Origin of the sequence: Marinobacter sp. GH_1, from assembly GCF_048595985.1 — a bacterium.
Classification (GTDB): Bacteria; Pseudomonadota; Gammaproteobacteria; order Pseudomonadales; family Oleiphilaceae; genus Marinobacter; species Marinobacter shengliensis.
This window is the reverse complement of sequence record NZ_CP184460.1, coordinates 68,803-86,413: the sequence shown is the minus strand read 5'-3', so window position 1 is coordinate 86,413 and position 17,611 is coordinate 68,803. Positions and strand designations below refer to the sequence as shown.

Annotated in this window: 17 protein-coding genes; 5 read left to right on the top strand and 12 right to left on the bottom strand. The window is 59.2% G+C overall.

Annotation, left to right across the window (positions count from 1 at the left end; all coding sequences use genetic code 11):
- Positions 1–122: 122 nt before the first annotated feature.
- Complete coding sequence (locus ACNSOI_RS00370) at positions 123–941, bottom strand: ATP-grasp domain-containing protein (RefSeq protein ID WP_420194885.1); 819 nt, start codon at positions 939–941, stop codon at positions 123–125.
- Positions 942–1,088: 147 nt separating this feature from the next.
- Between ACNSOI_RS00370 and ACNSOI_RS00365 the strand changes: the two genes are divergently transcribed.
- Both ACNSOI_RS00365 and ACNSOI_RS00360 read left to right on the top strand, forming a co-directional pair.
- On the top strand, positions 1,089–1,460 hold the full coding sequence (locus ACNSOI_RS00365; protein ID WP_420194884.1) for a DUF6746 family protein: 372 nt from the start codon (positions 1,089–1,091) through the stop codon (positions 1,458–1,460).
- Positions 1,461–1,532: 72 nt separating this feature from the next.
- The gene (locus tag ACNSOI_RS00360) at positions 1,533–2,387 is read left to right on the top strand and encodes a translation initiation factor eIF-2B (protein WP_420194883.1); all 855 of its coding nucleotides are present in this window, start codon (positions 1,533–1,535) and stop codon (positions 2,385–2,387) included.
- On the opposite strand, the gene hrpB is transcribed toward ACNSOI_RS00360, so the two are convergent.
- From hrpB to ACNSOI_RS00325, 7 genes are all read right to left on the bottom strand, one after another.
- A complete protein-coding gene (gene hrpB / locus ACNSOI_RS00355; RefSeq protein ID WP_420194882.1) occupies positions 2,341–4,815 on the bottom strand; it encodes an ATP-dependent helicase HrpB in 2,475 nt (824 codons plus the stop codon). The genes ACNSOI_RS00360 and hrpB overlap by 47 nt on opposite strands.
- A 377-nt stretch (positions 4,816–5,192) precedes the next feature.
- The gene (locus ACNSOI_RS00350) at positions 5,193–6,395 is read right to left on the bottom strand and encodes a YbfB/YjiJ family MFS transporter (RefSeq protein ID WP_420194881.1); all 1,203 of its coding nucleotides are present in this window, start codon (positions 6,393–6,395) and stop codon (positions 5,193–5,195) included.
- Positions 6,396–6,521: 126 nt separating this feature from the next.
- Complete coding sequence (locus ACNSOI_RS00345; RefSeq protein WP_286252854.1) at positions 6,522–7,184, bottom strand: SCO family protein; 663 nt, start codon at positions 7,182–7,184, stop codon at positions 6,522–6,524.
- 34 nt (positions 7,185–7,218) lie between these two features.
- Positions 7,219–8,139: a heme o synthase gene (gene cyoE, locus ACNSOI_RS00340; protein ID WP_058091858.1), complete on the bottom strand. Its 921-nt coding sequence runs from the start codon at positions 8,137–8,139 to the stop codon at positions 7,219–7,221.
- Positions 8,136–9,194, bottom strand: coding sequence for a COX15/CtaA family protein (locus ACNSOI_RS00335; protein ID WP_286922543.1), 1,059 nt, complete (start codon positions 9,192–9,194; stop codon positions 8,136–8,138). Before ACNSOI_RS00335 ends, cyoE begins: the two co-directional genes overlap by 4 nt.
- Before the next feature lie 64 nt (positions 9,195–9,258).
- Positions 9,259–9,900, bottom strand: a complete 642-nt coding sequence (locus tag ACNSOI_RS00330) for a hypothetical protein (protein ID WP_061331375.1) — start codon at positions 9,898–9,900, stop codon at positions 9,259–9,261.
- Entirely contained in the window at positions 9,881–10,618 is a 738-nt protein-coding gene (locus ACNSOI_RS00325) for an SURF1 family protein (protein WP_286922504.1), read from the bottom strand. The genes ACNSOI_RS00330 and ACNSOI_RS00325 overlap by 20 nt, the downstream gene beginning before the upstream one ends.
- Positions 10,619–10,714: 96 nt before the next feature.
- Between ACNSOI_RS00325 and ACNSOI_RS00320 the strand changes: the two genes are divergently transcribed.
- Positions 10,715–10,924, top strand: a complete 210-nt coding sequence (locus tag ACNSOI_RS00320; RefSeq protein WP_061331377.1) for a twin transmembrane helix small protein — start codon at positions 10,715–10,717, stop codon at positions 10,922–10,924.
- A 15-nt stretch (positions 10,925–10,939) separates the two neighbouring features.
- On the opposite strand, the gene ACNSOI_RS00315 is transcribed toward ACNSOI_RS00320, so the two are convergent.
- From ACNSOI_RS00315 to coxB, 4 genes are read right to left on the bottom strand one after another with little or no spacing between them, the layout of a single operon-like run.
- On the bottom strand, positions 10,940–11,827 hold the full coding sequence (locus ACNSOI_RS00315; RefSeq protein ID WP_058091853.1) for a cytochrome c oxidase subunit 3: 888 nt from the start codon (positions 11,825–11,827) through the stop codon (positions 10,940–10,942).
- A gap of 16 nt (positions 11,828–11,843) precedes the next feature.
- Complete coding sequence (locus ACNSOI_RS00310; RefSeq protein ID WP_061331378.1) at positions 11,844–12,446, bottom strand: cytochrome c oxidase assembly protein; 603 nt, start codon at positions 12,444–12,446, stop codon at positions 11,844–11,846.
- Positions 12,447–12,461: 15 nt separating this feature from the next.
- The gene (ctaD, locus tag ACNSOI_RS00305) at positions 12,462–14,045 is read right to left on the bottom strand and encodes a cytochrome c oxidase subunit I (RefSeq protein ID WP_058091851.1); all 1,584 of its coding nucleotides are present in this window, start codon (positions 14,043–14,045) and stop codon (positions 12,462–12,464) included.
- A 57-nt stretch (positions 14,046–14,102) separates the two neighbouring features.
- Positions 14,103–15,227: a cytochrome c oxidase subunit II gene (gene coxB, locus ACNSOI_RS00300; protein WP_061331379.1), complete on the bottom strand. Its 1,125-nt coding sequence runs from the start codon at positions 15,225–15,227 to the stop codon at positions 14,103–14,105.
- A 217-nt stretch (positions 15,228–15,444) separates the two neighbouring features.
- Here coxB and ACNSOI_RS00295 point away from each other — a divergent pair, with 217 nt between their 5' ends.
- Together ACNSOI_RS00295 and ACNSOI_RS00290 are read left to right on the top strand one after the other, a co-directional pair.
- A complete protein-coding gene (locus tag ACNSOI_RS00295) occupies positions 15,445–16,761 on the top strand; it encodes an MATE family efflux transporter (protein ID WP_156471720.1) in 1,317 nt (438 codons plus the stop codon).
- A 191-nt stretch (positions 16,762–16,952) separates the two neighbouring features.
- Positions 16,953–17,603 carry a hypothetical protein gene (locus ACNSOI_RS00290; protein ID WP_106694557.1) on the top strand — a complete coding sequence of 217 codons (651 nt, stop codon included), beginning with the start codon at positions 16,953–16,955 and terminating at the stop codon, positions 17,601–17,603.
- The last annotated feature ends 8 nt before the right edge of the window (positions 17,604–17,611 follow it).

The following is a 17,611-nucleotide window of genomic DNA, read 5'->3' as shown; positions in this document are numbered from 1 at the left end:
CAGCCTCGCCGTGTTACCCGTGAATAGTCGCGATCATCAGGCTTTTTTCTGACCACCGCAAATGCGCATATATACCCATAAATCCGGCAACGGAAACCGGACCTCTGGCAGAGAATTCTGTATCACACCGCCACCGGCCAAAGCGGCGTCGGCTCTGTCGGCCCGTCCGGATCCTGGGGGCAGCTCTGCCTGTTCAGATAATCCAGAATGGCCTCTTTTAGATCGCTGCCCTGGCCGAGCCCCTGGTTGCCAAACAGCCGGTTGAATTCCAGAACGTAGGGGTAGCCGTCAACCAGCGCTATATCAAAGCCGGCGTGGTCTACTCCCAACTCTCTCGCCAACCGCAGGGCCAATTCGGTGACCACCCCTGGCACCTCGCTGGTATCAATTTTCCCACCCCGGGCCACGTTGTTGTAGAAGCCCTGTTCCGCCTGGGTTCGCCAATAGGCCGTCAGCACCCGGTCACCCACCACCACAACCCGCACATCGCGGTCGATAGGCAAGTATTCCTGAGCATAAAGTACGTGGGTACGTTCGCAGTACTGGCGCCAGTCGTCCCGGTTTTCAATCAGCCACACTCCTTCGCCCATACTGGCCTTGGGCAGCTTAGCCACAAAGGGCAGGGCCATGGTGTCCCAGATCAGATCCCGCTCCTGGGGGCCGTTGGCTTCGATCAACGTCCAGGGGGTGTGTTCCGGCGCTACGGTCTGGAACGCACGGGTCATCTCCACCTTGTCATGACCAATGCGGTAGCTGGCCTCGCTTGGAAACACGCGGCACTTGAGCCCATGGACCAGGGCGTTCAGTTGCCAGTATTCCGGGAACAGCACCCAGTCGGCGTCTCGCAGCAGGTCCTTGTGTCGAAGGAACTGCTCCGGCTTGAGTACTGTGGTGTCAGGAAAGCCAAGGGTACGGAAGATATCAAAGGAAACCAGGTGCATGGTGTCAGCGGCACTCCAGATAGGTTGCGCGCATTTTATACAGAATCCGGTTCCGGACAAGCTACCTCAGGAAAAATAATTGACCGGCGTCATGGACAGAGCGAATATAAATGATAATACTTTGCATTAACACAAAAGGAGCTGCCCATGACCAAAAACCTGATGTTTGCCACCCTCACCTGCGCCGCCTTTGCATTCGGCGCCAACGCCCACGCCAGTGACGTCGAGCACTTCAAGGGCAAGCCCTCTGACACCCTGGAACAAGCGGTTAGCAACTTCTCGGAATACAACAATAAGTTGGAAAAGGTATTGGCCGGAGACATGACCCCTGAGGCCATGAACGAGGTCCACGAATTGACCTATACCCTGGAAAACGCCCTGGGCAAGATCAATGAAGAACTGCGCGAACTGGCGGATGTGCTGGAAGAAGTTCACGTTGCCTCCGAGCACGCTGATGGCAACGCTGTTAAAAAGCACGGGCAGAAGTACCTTGAAGTCAGTCGGGAAGTGATCAAATAACGGATTGCTGTTCCGGTTCTCCATCGCTGCTAACCTGAAGGCTACTCACCCGGTGAACACAGGTTAGTGGCGATGGCCGTTCTTGATCCACAAGCGCAGGCACTGTTACAGCAGGTTGAAGAGGATACCCACTCGGGCGCCAGTCAACTGGCGCTGACGACTCTGCGCCAGCTGCACCGCTACGTCGCTGAACAACCGACGGCAATACAGGGCCTTGAGCCGTTGCTGACTTCCCTGTCCAAAGCCCGACCGAGCATGGTGGTGATTGGCAACAGTGTCGACCGCCTGCAACGAGTACTGGCTGAGAATCTACAGTCAGCTGATAGCGCCATTCAGGCATTAATCATCGAGCTCGAATCAGCCACCAGCCAGCTGATCGCCCACGCCCGCGCACTTGTACAACACGGCAACACCATCCTGACCCACAGCGCCAGTTCTGTGGTGCTGCAGTGTCTGACCGAACTGGCCCGGGATGGCGTGGAGTTTTCGGTGATCTGCACCCAAAGCAGCCCCGGTTTCGAGGGCCACGGCCTGGCCACAGCGCTGGCCCACCAAGGGGTTCCGGTCACACTGATTACCGATGCCCAGGTCGGTCTGTTTATGCCGAGAGCAGACCTTGTGTTCACCGGCTGCGACTGCTGGCTGGCGGACCATCACTTTATCAATAAGAGCGGCACGCTGCTTGTAGCCCTGGCCGCGCGGCATGCGGGAACGCCGTTCTGGGTATTGGCGGACACTTTCCGGGACAGCCCGGAAACCGTTGAGAGCATCCACCTTGAGGAAATGCCCGCGGATGAACTGCAGGGGCCCGCAGAGACGGGCATAACCGTGCGCAATATCTACTTCGAACCGGTGCCTGACAGCCTGGTGACCGGGCGGGTCAGCGAGCAGGGCGTTTTTTCGTTCCCTGCTGGGCCTGGGCGGTGAGTGGGTCGTCGGGCCAGGGGTGTTTGGGATAGCGGCCACGCATGTCCTTGCGCACCTCGGGATAGGCGTTTTGCCAGAAACTGGCCAGGTCGGCAGTGACCGCTAAAGGCCGCTGGGCCGGTGACAAAAGGTGAATCACCACCGGCACCCGACCACCTGCCACTTTCGGCGTTTCGGTCCAGCCAAACAACGCCTGCAGCTTGGCCGCCAGCACAGGGCCGTTTTCCACGCTGTAATCCAGGGTGACATTTTGGCCGGTGGGAATGGTCAGGGCTTTCGGGGCCAGTACTTCCAGTCGCTGCTGTTGCGGGTAATCCAGCAGGGCGTTCAGGGCCTGAACCAGGTTGATGCCGGCCAGGTCAGACCAGCGCTTCATGCCCGCCATAAACGGCGCTAACCAGGTCTCCAGGGTGTCCAGCAAGGACTGGTCGCTGATCTCCGGCCAGTCACCGGGAAACTGGCCGGCCAGTAATCTCACCCGGGCAACCCACTGGCGTGCTGCATCGCTCCAGGGCAAGCTGTCCAGACCTTTACGGCGCACCGCGTCCAGCAGGCCCTGCTGAACCAGTTCCGGGGCCACCTGATTCAGCGGTTTCTCCGCCAGCACCAGTGCCCCGAGCTTGCGGACCCGACGGGCTACGATGGTGCCGCGTTTGTCGTCCCACACGGCTTCCTCACGTTCTTCAATATGGTTAGACAAGTCCTGCTCCAGGTCTGCGAGGTCGACCGGTGCCGCCAGATAGATGGTTGCTTCCCGGGCCTTGCCATCCAGTTCCGCCGCCACCAGCCAGTCCTGCCTGGCCAGGGGATCGTCCTCCCGCAACACCGCACCCTTGCCGTTGCTCAACTGATACCGAGGCATGGCCCCTGAGCGGCGGCGGGCAATACGGTCCGGATAGGCCCGGGCCAACACCCGCCCAACGTCGGTTTCCGAGGGTAGATCCTGAGCCAGCTGGCCACGGCACAGTCGCTTTGCCGCCTGCCGAACCGCCTGCAACCGTGCGGTGTCCAGGCCGCGATGACCGCGCTCCCCCCGCAGCACCCGAATCCGTTCAGGCAAATCAGCGCCTGAGCCTGGCCCGAGCAAATCCCGCTCCTCCAGCAGCGCGGCCAGCTCTGCCGCCAGCTGGCCCAGCCCCAGAGCACGGCCTTTGATCACCATATGGGCCAGGCGCGGGTGCAGACCCAGCTCCCGGGCCGCCTTGCCGTGGTCGGTGATGGCGCCCTCGGCATCCAGCAGATCCAGCCACTGCAATAACGCCACCGCCTGCTGCCAGTGCGCTTTTGGTGGTGTATCAATCCACACCACCTGCTCCGGGGAACGGGCCCCCCACTGGGCCAGTTCCAGCACCAGCGGCGCCAGGTCGGCTTGCTGGATTTCCGGCGGCGTGTAGTCCGCCAACCCGAACTGCTCCGACTCACTCCAAAGCCGGTAACACACCCCCGGCTCAACACGACCGGCCCGGCCCTTGCGCTGCTCCGCAGACGCCTTCGATACCCGCCCGGTCACCAGGCGCGTCATACCGCTGTTAGGATCAAACACTGCCCGGCGCTGCTGGCCGGCATCAACCACTACCCGCACGCCTTCAATGGTCAGACTGGTCTCGGCAATCGCTGTGGCCAGCACAATCTTGCGGGTACCGTCCTGTGCCGGCGAAATCGCCCGATCCTGTTCTTCAGCTTTGAGATTGCCATACAACGGCGCCAGCACCACGTTATCCGGCAACTGACCCGCCAGCTGCTGCGCCACCCGGCGAATCTCCCCGGCCCCGGGCAGAAATACCAGCATGGAACCGGTCTGTGCGCCCAAGGCCTCATGAACCGCCGCCACTATCTGGTCCACCATCCGGGCATTGCGGGGCAGGGGCCGGTACAACACCTCCACCGGAAACGCCCGTCCCTCGCTGGTGATTACAGGTACATTCCCCAGCACCCGGGCAATGGGCGCGGTATCCAGGGTGGCCGACATCACCAGCAATCGCAGGTCTTCCCGCAGGGCCTGCTGGCTTTCCCGCACCAGCGCCAATCCCAGATCAGCTTGCAAGGAGCGCTCGTGAAACTCATCAAACAGCACAGCGGCATAGTCTTCCAACATCGGGTCGTTCTGAATCAGGCGCGTCAGAATGCCCTCGGTCACCACCTCAATCCTGGTGCTGCCTGACACTTTGGTATCCAGGCGAGTCCGATACCCCACCGTCTGCCCCGGCGCTTCCCCAAGCTGCTTCGCCATATACCGTGCCGCCGACCGCGCCGCCAGCCGCCTGGGCTCCAGCATCAGGATCTTCCGGTTGTCCCGCCAGGGGGCGTCCAACAGAGCCAGCGGGACCCTTGTCGTTTTACCGGCACCCGGCGGGGCCTGCAGTAAGGCTGTGGTGCCTTGGTTCAGGGTTTGTTTTAGCTCTGGGAGTATGTGTTCTATTGGAAGCATGGGGTGTGGTTGGGTTTAGCCTGGGAGTTTTGGGGGTGGCGCGGGGGTGTTTAGGTTTTTTTGGCCGAAAAAGAACTCGCTTCGCTCAGACACCTTTATTCGGTCAAAAAAACCTAAACACCCCCACACCCTGCATAACTTTAAGGGTATATCCAGAGGTTACCATGGTCTGTCTGAGGTTAAGCCGCTTATGCCGTCAAACACACCCGGCAATTTTTTCTTCAGCGGAAACGCCGTGGTCAGCTAGAGCGGGGTGGTGGGGTATTTTTTTCCGCCGAAAATGAATGTCTGAGCGCAGCGAGTTTCATTTCCAAGGCAAAAAATACCCCACCACCCCGATCAATCCCCCACAACCCACAGTCTGCGGCCACACAAAATCAAGACCGCGAATGCCAAGCGTCAGCACTAGGCACAAAGAACGCAAACAAAAGCCCAAACGCCAGCGCCGCCACTCCAATACCGAAGGCAGACCCCAGGGTACCGCCCGCATCCAGCCATTGTTTGGTGAGCCACGGCCCAACCATCTGGGTGAAACCGTAAAGCGCCACCATCGCCGCCGACAACCGGGGCCCCTGATGAGGATGCAATGCCCGCCCGATACGCTGAGTCAGCAGCACCGTACCCAGGAACGTGCTGCCTACCAGGGCTGCACATAGGACCAACCCCAAGGCCCCAGGCCAGACCACCGCCGCCAGCACCCCCGCCAGCTGGATCAGGAAATTCAGCCTCAATGCCGGCAGATCCCCCATCAGGGCCCCCAACTTGTTCCAGAGCCAGGGTGCGGGAATGGTAAACAGGGCTACGATCACCCAGGTGCCGTCCAGTAGCCCGTGGCCCTGGGGCAAGGTCATCTTGGCCAGCAGCGGCAGGAAGGTCATCGGCAGGATGTACCCAAGGCCAGCCCCGGCATAGGACAGGAACAACGGAATACTCGCGCGATCCAGTAAAGGGGTATTGCTGACCACCTGCCCGGAATCGTCGTGCTGGCGCACCGGTACGTCCAGCCTGCGCAGCTGCATGGCGCCCCACCAGGCTATTGGTATCGACAACACCGCCGCGGGCCACCAGCGCTCGGCGCCTTCAAGCAGGGTCGCAGAACCGGTGACCAGTCCGCTGGACACCAGCAGGCCGATGCCCACACCGATATAGACCAGGCCGCTGAGCGAGGCCCTGTTGCGCAACACCAGCCACTCCAGTATCAACGCGGGCGCCTGCACGAACACCACGCCGTTGGCCACGCCGTTCAGCCAGCGGCTTGCGGATATAACTGTGAGGTTGTCGGTCTGGGTGACCACCAGTGTGGTGACCACATGAATAGCCAGGAACAGCGGCAGCATGACACGGATCTGGTCAATCCGATGCCAGCGAATGGCCAGCATGGCGCCCATCAGGTACCCAAGATAGTTCCAGGTGGCGACGGCAGCGCCATCCGCTGCGCTGAATTGGCCGTCTGCAACCAGGTAGGGCAACAGCGGGGTGTAAATAAACCGACCAAGACCATGCACCACCAGCAACACCAGGGCGCCGGCGGTCAGGACGGTAAACAGCTGTCTTGGGTCAGCAGAGTGCGAGTTGGTCATAGCTCAGCCCGGAGGTCGTGTCGATCAATGAAACGGCCGAGCAGTGTAGGTCACTACCGATTAATTGTCAGTGTGACTTTCGCAGGATAGGGTCCAGCCAGCTGGCCCGCCGAACGAGCCACGGGCTCAGGAGCCGGGGTTGCGGTTCCTGGCCCACTGGGTGATGCGCTGATAGGCCTGGGCCAGCTCCTGGGGCTTATGGGGCGGTTGGATCAGGGCCTGAAGCTGGCCCTCGGGGTTAAGCAAGGCGAAGTGACCACTGTGGTCCACCAGCAGTTGCCCGTCCACCTCCCGATGAACAAACACGGCGCTGACACTCTTGGCCAGTTCCCGCAGGGTCTCCAGGTCGCCGGTCAGGCCATGGAAGTTTTCACCGAAAAAGCCGGTGTAGGCTTTCAGTTGTTCCGGGGTGTCGTGTTCCGGGTCGGCCGTGACCAACAGGTAATCCGGTTTGGGCACATCCGCCGACAACAGCTTGTCGGTCTGGCGCAGATTCGCCATGGCCGCCGGGCAGATATCCGGGCAGTTGGTGTAGCCCACAAACACAAACGTCCACCGGCCCTTCAGGTCATCCCGGGTAACGGTTTCACCCTGTTCGTTGGTGAGGGTGAACTCCGCCAGGGGGCGCGGCTGCTCGTACACATAGGTGTTGTACTGGCTCAGGTCCGGCGCCGCCACTGGCGATTCACCGGCTCCTTTCAGGAACACCTGCCGGCCAACCGTCAGGCCGAACACCAGCATGACCACCAGGAACAAGACAAACAACGTGATGCGTAACGATCGCCCCATTGGGCCTCCACTTTATAAACCCGGAAACTGTCAATCAAAAATAGACAAAATGATCCACCAGCAGCACCACAAATAGCGCCATCAGGTAAGTGATGGAGTATTTGAAAGTGTTCAACGCCACCCGCCGGTCATCGCCCTTCAACAATCGGATGGCGTATTGCAGGAACCTCAAGCCTAGTGCCAGTGCACCGATCAGGTAAATACCACCTGACATCCCTGTGACAAAAGGTAGCAGGCTGACCGCCAGCAACATCAGGGTATACAGCAGAATGTGCAGCTCGGTGTACTTGTTGCCATGGGTCACTGGCAGCATGGGAATACCGGCCTTGGCGTATTCCTCTTTACGGTGAATGGCCAGGGCCCAGAAGTGCGGCGGTGTCCAGGCGAAGATGATCAGTACCAGCAGCAGGGCGTGCCCCTCCACCTGACCGGTAACGGCAGTCCAGCCCAGCAAGGGAGGCATAGCCCCCGCCAGGCCACCAATGGTGATGTTCTGTGGCGTGGCCCGCTTCAGGAACAGGGTGTAAACCCCGGCATAACCCACCAGTGAAGCCAGGGTGAGCCAGGCCGTCAGTTCATTCACCTGCCAGACCAGCACAATCATGCCCACGGCTGCCAGTACGGTGGCAAACAACAGGGCATCAATCGCAGCAATCCGTCCGGTGGCCACCGGGCGCTTGCGGGTGCGGGCCATCACGGTGTCGATCTTCTGGTCGACGACGTGGTTCACAACGGCGGCGGCCCCTGCCAGCAGGGCAATACCCAGGTTGCCATACAGCAGCACACCCCAGCCGGGCACGCCAGGCGCCGCCAGCAGCATGCCAATAACCGAGGTGAGGATCATCAGCGCGACCACCCGGGGCTTGGTCAGCTCCAGGTAATCCCGCCAGGAAATGGATTTGCTCAGGGAACTCGCATGCTCCTCGGCCGGCAGCGCTTTGACTTGCTCGCTCATGCCGTTACCTCCCGATTTATGGTTGTTGTATGGGTTGCGGGGGATGTTTCAGATTGTGGTAGCTGCCGATGTTGCCAGATCAGGTTGACCACAGTCAGCAGCAGTCCTGCCCCCATGGCGTTGTGGGCGACGGCAATAGAAAGTGGAATGTACAGCCACACATTGGCCAGGCCCAGGCCGATCTGCACGGCCAGCGCCGCCGAGACCAACGCGATGCTCCGGTCCAGACCGCTATCACCTCGATTCCGCCAGAGCAGCATCAGCAGGACGACAAAGTAGCCGAGTACGATAACCGCACCCAGGCGATGGGTAACATGAATCGCTACTCGGCCATCCGCCGTCAACTGCCCCCCCAGATAGTTCGGGCCAACCTGCTGGGTAATGTCAAAGCCATGCTGGAAATCCATACCTTCCGGCCACCATTGCCCCTGGCAGGTAGGCAGGTCCGTGCAAGCCACGGCGGCATAGTTGGCTGCGGTCCAGGCACCCAGCGCAATTTGCATGATCACCAGCATAAGACCACCGTACAACCAGGGGCGCAGGCGGGCGAGGGCCGGCGATGCTGTGCTTGAAGGGGCAGAGCCCCGGGATCGTTTGCGCAAACGTAGCGTTAGCAATAGCAGCAAAGTAAGCGTGGTGAACCCACCCAGCAAATGCAGGGCGACCACCTGTGGCCAGAGTTTGAGGGTCACGGTCCAGGCGCCAAACGCGCCCTGTAAAAGAATGAAGGCAGCAATGAACAGAGGCAGTTTGACCGGCACACCCGCCCGGCGGTGGCGTACCGCAGTGGCGGCCAGACCAAACACCACCAGGCCCAGTATGCCTGCAGCGTAGCGGTGGATCATTTCCGGCCAGCCCTTGGACACATCCACCGGCGTCTCGGGGAAACGGGCATTGGCGATGGCAATGCGGGTTTCACTCTGGGGCACCGTCAAGAAGCCGTAACACCCCGGCCAGTCAGGGCAACCCAGCCCGGCATCCACCAGTCGGGTCCAGGCACCAAGCATAATCACCACCACCGCCAGCAGGCAGGCAGCGGTGGACCAGCGGGCCATTTTCTTAACCGTTTGAGCAGATTGCTCCCGGGAAAACTGTTGCGTCACGTTCCGTTCTCCCTGGTCAGCCAATCTGCGACAACTTCAGCAAATGCTTGAGGTCTTTGAGCATTTGCTTGCCAGTGTGCTCGGTGCCGTAATGCATCATCACGTTACCGAAAGGATCGATCAGCAAGATCCGGGGAGCTGTCTCGGGTGACACGCCAGTGGGCCAGGCCGCTGCCGCGCCGGGTGCCGGGCGCAGTCGCTCCATGGAGCTGTACTCTGCCTGCCAGCGTTGCTCGAGCCCGGCTGGCACAGAGCCCAGCGCTGCTGCCCGGCTGACCCGAGGTGCATTTTTGCCAAGGGCGATGTTTACCTGGCGGGCCAGATACAGAAGCTCCTCACAATCGGTGCCGCAAGTACCTGAGACCACAAGCATAAGCCAGTTAGGGTCGACCTGATCAGCGCCGAAGCGCTCTGCCAGCGGCACCCCGTTTGAGGTTTCCAGATTCAGTGCCTGCACCGGCACCGGCGGCATCAGGAGTTCGCCTTCGTTGGTATGACCAACCGGATTCAACCAGCCGGTATAAAACATGATGGTGGCCAGAATCATCGGCCCAAAACCCACTGCAAACAGCAGCAGGGCGGTGCGCCTGCCACGACGAACCTGTTCCGGGCTGAGGGGGTCCTGCCCGGTCACGGAATCAGCCGTTGTCGTTGTCATTATCGGCTCCTGTCTTTCGGATTCTTTCATTTTTTTTATAACTCGCCACTAACGTCAATATAGTCAGTGCTGCAGCAAGCGCAAACCATTGCACAGCATATCCGTAGTGGGTCTGTGGGCCCATTACATCCGGTGCATGATCGGCGCGGTAAGCACCGGGCTGCTCGGAGTCTGAGAGCTTGAGGATCATCCCGGCCGGACTAGCCACCGTGTCTTCAACAGTGGCTGCAGGTAATGCCTGTACCCGTCTTGGCCAGCCACTGGCTGGGCCCGTATCCTCAGCCAGCACGGGGGGCACCGGATAATCATCCAGCCGTCCCTCCAGGGTAAACAGTCCGCCCGGGGTGTCGATTTCCGGCAGTTGATCCCGAGTGCGGGGGCCGCGAACCCAGCCACGATTGACTACCAGTAACGGCCCCTCTACCGGCGTAAACACGGTCAACACTTCGTATCCGGGCACGCCGTCACGGGTTCGGTTATCCAGCAGCCAGGTGTATTCGGTATACCAGCCGGTCAGAACAACCGGCTGCCCTTTCTCTAATCCGCCTGAGACCAGTTCTGGCCAGTCGGCCTGGCTGGCCTGTTGCTGCCAGGCCGCCAAAAGCAACTGCTTTTCCTCGGCCCGGTTGAGTTGCCAGACTCCCAGGCTCAGGAGCACGGGCAACAGCAGCCCGCTGAACATCAGCAATCGCCAGTCAAACTGCCATCGGCGATTCATCAACCGCACCTACCCATGCTTTGCTATAGTGATATCAGGTTCCCATCGTGCACCGGGGACTCTGTCCATAAAACCATTCAACAACAGGGACACCCCATGCTAAAACTTCTTATCGTCGTACTGCTGTTGGCGGTTATGGTCAGCCTGTTCAGTGGTCTGTTTTTCCTGATCCGCGACGGTGGCAAAACCAGCCGGGTGGTGAACTCCCTGGCGGTTCGGGTGGCGTTGAGCGTATTGCTCATTGCCGTGGTTCTGACCTCCCTGTGGACCGGAGATCTGGTGCTTAACCCGACCCCGGTCCCGTAATGACCAACGTTGTTGTCAAATGACATAGACGAATACAAACAGTCCCAGCCAGACCACATCCACAAAGTGCCAGTACCAGGCTGCCGCCTCAAAACCAAAATGGTTGTCGGCAGTGAAGTGCCCCTTGTTGATTCGTATCAGCATGATCACCAGCATCAAGGTGCCAAGGAATACGTGAGCACCGTGGAAGCCCGTCAGCATAAAGAAGGTACTGCCGTAGATACCGGATTGCAGGGTCAGGTCCAGATCCCGATAGGCGTGCAGGTATTCATAGGACTGCACGAACATGAACACAACCGCCAGCGCAATGGTCGCCATCAACCAGAGTTTGATTTTTGCCCGGTCACCCGCCTTCATGGCGTGATGGGCAATGGTAACGGTAAAGGATGAGGTTACCAGCAGGATAGTGTTGATCAGAGGCAAGCCCCAGGGGCCGATGACTTCCGTGGGGCCCGGATAGGCTTGCGGGTCCGGATTGTTCACCAACGGCCAGCTGGCCTGGAACCCCTCCCAGAGCATGTTGGTGCTGCCCTTGTCGCCTTCACCACCCAGCCAGGGCACCACAAACACCCGAACATAGAACAACGCGCCAAAGAAGGCGGCAAAGAACATCACTTCCGAAAAGATAAACCAGCTCATACCCCAGCGGAACGAACGGTCCATCTGGGGGCTATACAGGCCGGCCCGGCTCTCACGGATGACCGCGCCAAACCAACCAAACAGCATGTACGCCATGATCAAGGCGCCTATCATGAACATGATCCAGGAGCCGGTGGTGCTTTCACCCTGTTTGCCATTGACCATGATTGAGGCCACCCCGTAGAGGGTCACCCCCAGCCCGACAGTGGCAACGATGGGCCATTTGCTCTGTTCGGGAACGTAATAGGTCTGGTTATCCGCCATAACTGTCTCCGATGGCTTAGCCGTTATTGTTAGTTGTTGTCTGCGCCCGGTCGGACTTTGAAACTTCCGCCTGCTTGCCCTGATCGTACAGGGTGTATGACAAGGTCAGTTTGGTGATGTGTTCCGGCAAGTCCCGGTCAACGATAAAGATCAGCGGCATTTCCACACTTTCCCCCGCTTCCAGCGGTTGCTGGTTAAAGCAGAAACACTCGGTCTTGTGGAAGAACAGAGTGCCTTCGGAGGGGGCCAGGCTAGGTACCGCCTGGCCAACCATGGGCTGATCGGTCGGGTTCTCGGCATAGTAATTGATGGTTACGGATTCCCCCGGATGCACTTGCACACTTCGAACCACCGGACGGAATTTCCAGGTCATACCTGGGCCGTTGCTGGCCAGGAACTGAACTGTCACGGTCCGGTTTTCATCCACCTGCTGGGTGGCACTGGCTTCATACCGGCCACCGGTTTTGCCGTTGATGCCGGTGATCTCACAGAACACCTCATACAACGGCACCAGCGCGAACCCGAAGGCGAACATGCCCACCACCCCTGACAGGCACCAGCCAATCACCCTCGCATTACTTTTACGCTCTGGCGTTTTCTCACCTGTTTGCTCAGACATGGTGCAGTCTCCCGGTTATTTCACTTCCGGTGGAGTGGAGAAGGTGTGGTAAGGCGCTGGTGACGGCACGGTCCACTCAAGACCTTCAGCACCATCCCAGGGCTTGGCGGGCGCTTTCTTGCCGCCCTTCACACACTTGACCACGATGAACAGGAACAGCAATTGGGTTGCCCCGAACATGAACGCCCCGATACTGGAGATCATGTTGAAGTCGGTGAACTGCAGGGCGTAATCCGGAATCCGGCGCGGCATACCCGCCAGCCCCAGGAAGTGCATGGGGAAGAACGCCAGGTTCATACCGATGAACGACAACCAGAAGTGCGTCTTGGCCAGTGTTTCGTCGTACATGTGGCCGGTCCACTTGGGCAGCCAGAAGTAGGCAGAGGCAAAGATGCCGAAGATGGCACCCGGCACCAGTACGTAGTGGAAGTGCGCCACCACAAAGTAAGTGTCGTGGTACTGGAAGTCCGCCGGCGCGATGGCCAGCATCAGTCCGGAGAACCCGCCAATGGTAAACAGGATGATAAAGGCCACCGAGAACAGCATCGGCGCCTCAAAGCTCAGGGAGCCCCGGAACATGGTGGTCACCCAGTTGAACACCTTCACCCCGGTGGGCACCGCAATCAGCATGGTGGCGTACATGAAGAACAACTGGCCCGCCAAGGGCATGCCCACAGTGAACATATGGTGCGCCCAGACCATGAACGACATGATAGCGATCGCACCCACCGCATACACCATGGAGGCATAACCGAACAGTGGCTTGCGGGAGAACGCAGACACAATGTGCGAGATGGCCCCGAACGCCGGCAGGATCATGATGTACACCTCGGGGTGCCCGAAGAACCAGAACACGTGCTGGAACAGCACCGGATCACCGCCACCGGAAGCATCAAAGAAGCTCGTCCCGAAGTGGATGTCCATCAGCATCATGGTGACCACACCAGCCAGTACCGGCATGACAGCAATCAGCAGGAAGGCAGTAATCAGCCAGGTCCATACGAACAGGGGCATTTTCATCAGGGTCATACCCGGCGCCCGCATGTTCAGAATGGTGGCAATCACGTTGATGGCGCCCATGATCGACGACACACCCATGATGTGCACCGCGAAAATAAAGAAGGTGGTACTCGGCGGCCCGTAGGTCGTCGACAACGGTGCATAGAAGGTCCAGCCAAAGTCCGGAGCACCGCCCTGCATGAACAGGGTAGAGACCAGAATCAGGAAGGCACAGGGCAGCAGCCAGAAGCTCCAGTTGTTCATCCGCGGCAGGGCCATGTCAGGCGCCCCCACCATCAGCGGCAACATCCAGTTGGCCAGGCCGACGAAGGCCGGCATAACCGCACCAAACACCATGATCAGGCCGTGCATGGTGGTCATCTGGTTAAAGAATTCCGGCTCGACAATCTGCAGGCCGGGCTGGAACAGCTCGGCCCGAATCACCATCGCCATGCTGCCACCCAGCAGGAACATGGCGAAACTGAAGATCAGGTACATCGACCCGATGTCTTTATGATTTGTGGTCAACAGCCAGCGGCTAATGCCTTTGGCCGGGCCATGATGATGGTCCTGGGTGTGGGTATCTGCAACCGCACTCATGAAAACCCCCGTTACCGCCGTTTGTTATGGCTGGTGATTGTTGTTATCTGGCGTTGATTACTGTTGGTTCTTGTAATCAAAAATCTCTTTGGGCGTGACCATTTCGCCGGTGTTGTTACCCCAGGCATTCCGCTCGTAGGTAATCACCGCGGCAAGGTCGACCTCGCTCAACTGGTTGCCGAAGGCCTGCATGGCGGTACCGGGCGAGCCTTTCACGACTATTTCGATGTGCGCGTCCATATCTTCCAGCGCCATCTGGCTGCCCTTCAGAGCCGGAAACGCCGGAGGCATACCGGTACCATCAGCCTGGTGGCAGCTGGCACAGGCGGTTGCATAAGCCCGTTCACCACGCTCCATCAACTCGTCGAGAGTCCAGTCTTTCTCGGTCAACTGGCGTTCCATTTCAGCCATTTCTCTCTGCTCCGCCACCCATTCGTTGTATTCCTCCTCAGGCACCGCTTTGACGACCACCGGCATAAAGCCATGGTCCTTGCCACAAAGCTCGGTACACTGGCCACGGTAGGTGCCGGGCACATCCACCCGGGTCCAGGTCTCGTTGATAAACCCGGGAATGGCATCTTTCTTCACACCAAATGCCGGCACCCACCAGGAGTGAATGACATCGTTGGCGGTGAGCAGGAAACGGACTTTCTTGCCGACAGGAATCACCAGCGGGTTATCGACCTCCAGCAGGTAATGTTCACCCTTGGCCTGACGATTGCGGATCTGGTCGCGCGGCGTCGACATGTTCGAGAAAAAACTGAAATCGTCGTCAATGTACTCGTATTGCCAACGCCACTGGTAACCGGTGATCTTGATGTCGACATCCGATTCGGTGGTGTCGTACATCTCGACCAGTGTCGCGGTGGCGGGAATCGCCATGGCCACCAGAATGGCCAGTGGGATAATGGTCCAGAGCACCTCCACCACGGTGTTCTCATGGAAGTTCGCGGGCTTGGCACCCCGGGACTTGCGGTGAGCAAAGATTGACCAGAACATAACCCCGAAAACGATGACGCCAATGGCGACACAGATCCAGAGAATGGTCATATGAAGGCTGAAAATCTGGTTACTGGTGCTGGTCACCCCGGGTGACATGTTCATGGTCCAGTCAGCCATGACAGTGACCGGCAACAACAGACCAGCGGCTAGGGCTACTGCCCGCTTGGCATGCACGCGCATACTGTGTCTCCACAGAGTGTTATTCTTGTCGGATTTTGCGTCATCCCCCTGCGACACACCCCGGCGCTCGCAACACCGGATGGCCTCAGAGTGAAAGCCTGATTATGGATACATCAGGATCGAGTATAGACACAGATCAAGAAAAGGCTAAAAAATCCTTAAATCCAAAACGGATAAACACGGAATTTTGAGAACCATAACTCATAAAAGGCCCATAATGACCAGTACAGACCATCGCCTCTGGGCACTGGCCTGGCCGCTGATGCTGACCAACCTGACCGTGCCACTGCTCGGCCTGGTGGACACCGCCGTGCTGGGCCACCTGGATAGTCCGGAATACCTTGGTGCTGTGGCGGTCGGTGCCAACCTGTTCAGTATTCTGTATTGGACATTCGGCTTTATGCGCATGGGAACCACGGGGCTGGCGGCCCAGGCCTGGGGCAAACGTGACCCCTTCGCCCAGGTAGCGCTGCTGCTGCGTTCCATCGTGCTGGCGGTCGGCATCGGCCTGATGCTCATCGTATTTCATAAGCCCCTGATCAGCCTGGGCCTGACCCTGATGAACCCCAGCCCGGCGGTGGCCGAGCTGGCCGCCGAATACGCGGCAATCAGGATCTGGAGCGCGCCGGCGGTACTGTGCCAGTACACCCTGGTGGGCTGGCTCATTGGTACCCAGTTCCCCCGGGGGCCTATGGTGATGCTCATCATCGCCAACGGCATCAACATCGTGCTCGATGTGTTTTTTGTGACGGTTCTGGGCTGGAACAGTCGCGGCGTGGCCCTGGCCACGGTCATCGCCGAGTACGGTGCCGCCCTGATCGGTTTTGCCATCGTGTTACGCAGAATGCCCGAAGGCCAGCGGCTGACCCGGGCGCTGATCGGCCAGGTGTCCGATTACCTGGCGATTCTGCAGGTGAATCGCTACATCATGGTCAGGACCATCGCACTGCTGCTGGTGCTGGCGTTTTTCACTGCCCAAGGCGCCCGCCAAGGCGATGTGATCCTGGCCGCCAATGCTGTGCTGATTACCTTTTTGCTGGTGATCTCCAATGCCCTGGACGGGTTCGCCAATGCCGCCGAGGCACTGATTGGCGAAGCCGTTGGCAAGGGCAGCCGGCGGCGCTTTCGCCTGGCTTTCCGAAGCGCCCTGCGCTGGTCTTTATGGGGCTCGCTGATACTGACCATTGCCTTTGTCCTTGGAGGTCGATGGCTGATCAGCCTGCTCACCGGGCTGGAAGAGGTGCGCACCGCGGCCTGGCAGTACCTGCCCTGGCTGTGGCTATTGCCGCTGGCCGCGGTATGGGGTTTCCTGCTGGACGGTGTATTCATCGGCGCCACCCGCACCCGGGAAATGCAGAACACCATGCTGTTTTCGGCCCTTGGCGTGTTCCTGCCGGTCTGGTGGCTGAGCACTGGGTGGGGCAACCATGGGCTCTGGCTGTCGCTCATAGCCCTGATGCTGGCCAGAGCCGCCAGCATGGGCTGGCTCTGCTGGCGTTATACCCGCCAGGACACCTGGTTCAGCCAGAGCTGACCCTGAACCGCGTTCTGGCCGTGAAAGGTTAACTTCTGTCATAACCACAGCAGAGCCCAAAATCTTGGCTACACTGATCAGAAACGGCGGGGGCGTTTGTGATTCAGCATTGGCGCCTTTGCCCGTGTACTCCTCGACCCAGGGGGAACGCCTTGCGACCTCAACTTGTTCATACACTGGCATCTCCTGAAATGACACCAAAGGCTGTTCTCAACATCATTGACCAGGCAAGGCGAAAGGAAGCCCGCTCCGGCGCATTTCTCCGGCAGATGAAGGAGAAAGCCGCCCAACTGCCCACAGCGATCGTGGTTGACGGCTATCAGCCGGCCACGTCGTTGTTCCAGTTTGCCGTCGAATACATCGAAATGGCGCCAAGACTGATCGAGTGTGTTGATGCCTGCGCACGGGAGGCCGGCAAGTCCCAGCTGTTTCAGCCTTTCGTCGACGCCGCTATCCGCTACTTTACCCAGCCGTCCGTGCTGTTGGTGCAATACGACGGTCTGGATGGGCTTCTGATACGAGCCTACCTCTGTCATCGGTTGATGGAAGAGATGCACGACAGTAACCGCTCAATTCGAGCCAGCGAACTGGTGGATCTGGAGGCAACCCGTGCCAACCTGCTGGCCCACGAACTGATTGGCGAGCCATTCGCTAACGAACTCGATGATTCCATTACCGTCACCGTACTGCAGATCGCCGGCACACCGGATTATTACAATCTTGATCTTGATCCTTTTATCGACCAAGTCAACAACCGAGCCTGGGACTGGATGCGGCATTATTGGGAGAACCTGTTAGTACGGAATCACATTCGATTTTCGCTCGGTTCTGGTATGGTCTGATATGCTCG